Source organism: Candidatus Angelobacter sp., assembly GCA_035607015.1.
Lineage (GTDB): Bacteria > Verrucomicrobiota > Verrucomicrobiia > Limisphaerales > AV2 > AV2.
Map to the genome: position 1 here is coordinate 1 of DATNDF010000451.1, position 3,550 is coordinate 3,550.

The following is a 3,550-nucleotide window of genomic DNA, read 5'->3' on the forward strand; positions in this document are numbered from 1 at the left end:
CGCGCTCCTTTTCTGAACGCTCGGATCTGAATCTACAGGTATATTATGACCGCACTGTTCGTAACGGCGCGGTTCTTAACGAAGACCGTGACGCGATCGACATTGATTTGCAGCACCATTTCCTGCTGGGTGAACGGCAAAACCTCGTTTGGGGCGCGGGCTACCGCATCTCTTCGGACGAGCTGGACAATACCTACACGGCCACGTTCAATCCCGACCAGCGCACCGTCCAGTTGTTCAGCTTGTTCGCGCAGGACGAAATCACCATTGTGCCGGACCGGCTTCGGGTCACTCTGGGGTCAAAACTTGAACATAATGATTTTACCGGTTTCGAATATCAACCCGGAGGCCGGATCTCCTGGACACCAACGGACCGGCAGACGCTTTGGGCCTCCATCTCACGGGCGGTTCGGACGCCATCGCAGGCCGAGGACGACATTCAACTCCGGCAAGTGACGACCACCCCCGGGGTTCAGGCGCTGATTCAAGGCAACCGTGAATTCGACTCCGAGGAATTGCTGGCCTACGAAGCGGGGTACCGCTGGCGTCCACTCGACCGCATCACGTTGGACGTGTCGGCGTACTACCATGATTACAGCAATCTCCGCAGCCTCGAACCGAGTGGCGTTCTGCCGGGTCCGCCGGTAACGATTTCCGTTGTCGCAGCCAACCGGATCAACGGCGAGACTTACGGCGTCGAATTCGCGCCGAGTTGGCAGATCACTGAATGGTGGCGTGTGCAGGCCGCTTACACGTTCATGCAGATGCAGCTTCACCGCGATGCGGGGAGCCAGGACACAACGACGGAGGCGAACGAGGGCCGTAATCCGCACCACCAGTTCAGCCTGCGTTCTTCCCTCGATCTGCCACACGACATTGAATTCGATTGCACGCTCCGTTACGTGGAGAGTCTGCCGGATTTTCAAATCCCCAGCTACGTGGTCATGGATGCCCGCCTTGCATGGCGACCGCTCAAGAATCTCGAATTGGCGATCGTTGGACAGAACTTTCTGGATGACCGGCATCCGGAGTTTCAGCCCGTGCTCATTCCGACTGAAAGGACCGAGGTGCAACAGAGCGTATACGGAAAGGTCACGTGGCGCTTCTAGCTTCATTGGTGTCGTCGTGGTGCGCCGTTTCGGCGAGGCGTTTGAGCAATGCTTTTCTTGCGGCTGGCGCGCAAAGACGCGGTTTTTGGAGTGCGGTTGCCGTCGGGTGCGGCGCATGGTTGGTTGTCGGATTTCAGGCTGTTGCGGCGCCGCCGGTTTCGGCTCCGGTCACCAGGGCGCCGGAATATGCTCTCAAAGCCGCGTATCTGTTCAACTTCATCCAGTTTATCCAATGGCCGAGCAATGACTTGAGCGCCGTCAACGCGCCAGTTGTTATCGCCCTGCTCGGTGAAGATCCCTTCGGAGGCGCGTTGGACCAGGCGGTGAAGGACAAGACCGTTCATGGCCGGCGCTTCGAGATCAGGCGGGTCAAAAATCCCGGTGAACTGAGGGACTGTCATGTTTTGTTCGTTTGCGGCTCGGAGTCGAGGCGGATACCGGAAATTCTCGCGGCGGTTCGTAAAAAGGGCATCCTGACGGTGAGCGACATTGAATGGTTTGCCGAGCAGGGCGGCATGATCAATTTTTTCACGGAGAACAACAGAGTGCGGTTCAAAATCAATCCCGACGCCGCCGAAGGAGCGGGTATCAGGATCAGTTCACAGCTCTTGAAACTGGGAATGATCGTATCGGGGAAGGCCGACGCAAGGAAGTAGTCGCATGATCAAGTTCGAGGATCTGTCCATCAGGGGCAAACTGACGTGGATCATCATGCTTGCCAGCGGAGTCGCGCTTTTTCTGGCGTGCGCCGCCTTCGCGAGCTACGAGGTGGTGGCGCTGCGTCAAACAATGGTGCGGACGTTGTCCAGCCTTGGGAACGTTATCGGTGATAACGCCTACTCCTCCCTGGTGTTTAATGATTCGAAGACCGCGGGCGAAATCCTTTCCTCGCTCGGCACCGACCCGCACATCGTGGGCGCCTGCATCTACGACACGAACGGCGTGGTGTTTGCCCGGTATTCTCGCGATGGCGATCCCGGCAAATATAAAGCGCCTCCCGCAGAGGCGGATGGCTGGCGGTTTACGCGTGGTGCGCTGGTGCTTTTTCATCGGATTATTGTCGAAGGTCAACGGGCCGGCACCGTGTTCATCGAATCTGATTTGCAGGAGTTGTATCAACGAATTGGTCTTTATGCGGGAATTGTCCTGATTGTTCTGTTCGCTTCGGCGGGAACCGTGTTTTTCCTTTCCACGCGCCTTCAGCGGGTCATCTCCGGCCCCATCCTCGATCTGGAACGAACCGCGAGCGTCGTGGCGAGCGAAAAGAACTATTCCATCCGCGCGACCCGCCGGGGCGCGGACGAATTGGGCCGGTTAATCGATGGCTTCAACGAAATGCTCGAACAAATCCAGCAACGGGACGGTGCCCTGCAGAAGGCGCACGACGAGCTGGAGAAACGGGTCGATGAACGCACCGACGCGCTGCGGCGGGAGGTCCTGGAACGCAAGCGGGCCGAACGTGCCCTTTTTCAATCGCAGGAGTTATACCGCCTCATGGCGCTGAACGCGAGCGATCTGCTTTACGTGTATCGGCCGGACACGGGCAAAGTCGAGTGGTTCGGCCGGGTGGACAAAATGCTGGGTTACGCGGAGCAGGAATTGCCGCGCACGCGTGAGGCGTGGGAAGGATGTATTCATCCTGAAGACCGCGGGCTGGCCAAGGCCGGTTACATTCGATCACACGAAACGGGCGAGGCCTTCCAGGTCGAGTATCGCGTTCGGCGAAAGGATGGAGAGTGGCTTCACTGGGCGGAGCGCGGCCGGCCGGTGTACGACGACGAGGAAGGCAGGAGCGTTATTAAATTCGTCGGCGCCTGCATCGACATCACCGAGCGTAAGCGCGCCGAATCCGAATTGATCGCGGCGAAGGAGGCCGCCGAATCCGCCAGCCGGGCAAAAAGCGAGTTTCTGGCCACCATGAGCCATGAAATCCGTACTCCGATGAACGGCATCATCGGCATGACCGGTCTCCTGCTGGACACCCACCTGGGGCCCGAGCAGCGCGATTTCGGAGAAACCATCCGCGCCAGCGCCGAGTCGTTGTTGACCATCGTCAACGAGATTCTGGACTTCTCAAAAATTGAGTCGGGCAAGCTCACGTTTGAAACCCTGGATTTTCATCTGCGGGAAACCGTGGAAAGCGCCCTGGACCTGCTGGCGGAGCAGGCGCGGAGCAAAGACCTCGAGTTGATCTGCTGGCTGCCAGCCGAAGTGCCGAAACGGTTACGCGGAGATCCAGGCCGCCTGCGCCAGGTGCTGGTGAACCTGATTGGTAACGCCGTCAAGTTCACCGAACAGGGTGAAGTGCTGGTCCGCATCGAGACAGTCGAGGAGTCCGACGATGAAGTCGCACTCCGTTTTGCAATTCGCGACACTGGCGTCGGCATAACGCCCGAAGTCAAGCAGAGGCTTTTCCAGCCTTTCAGCCAGGCGGACAGTTC

The 3,550-nt window shown here is 58.5% G+C and carries 3 protein-coding genes; all 3 read left to right on the plus strand.

Going from position 1 to position 3,550, the window contains the following annotated elements; translation table 11 throughout:
- Positions 1-1,109, plus strand: a 1,109-nt coding sequence (locus VN887_18165; protein HXT41940.1) for a TonB-dependent receptor, incomplete at its 5' end; no start/stop codon positions are given.
- Positions 1,097-1,765: a YfiR family protein gene (locus VN887_18170; protein HXT41941.1), complete on the plus strand. Its 669-nt coding sequence runs from the start codon at positions 1,097-1,099 to the stop codon at positions 1,763-1,765. The genes VN887_18165 and VN887_18170, both read left to right, overlap by 13 nt.
- A gap of 4 nt (positions 1,766-1,769) precedes the next feature.
- Positions 1,770-3,550: histidine kinase dimerization/phospho-acceptor domain-containing protein (locus VN887_18175; GenBank protein ID HXT41942.1), on the plus strand; the 1,781-nt coding region annotated here is incomplete at its 3' end.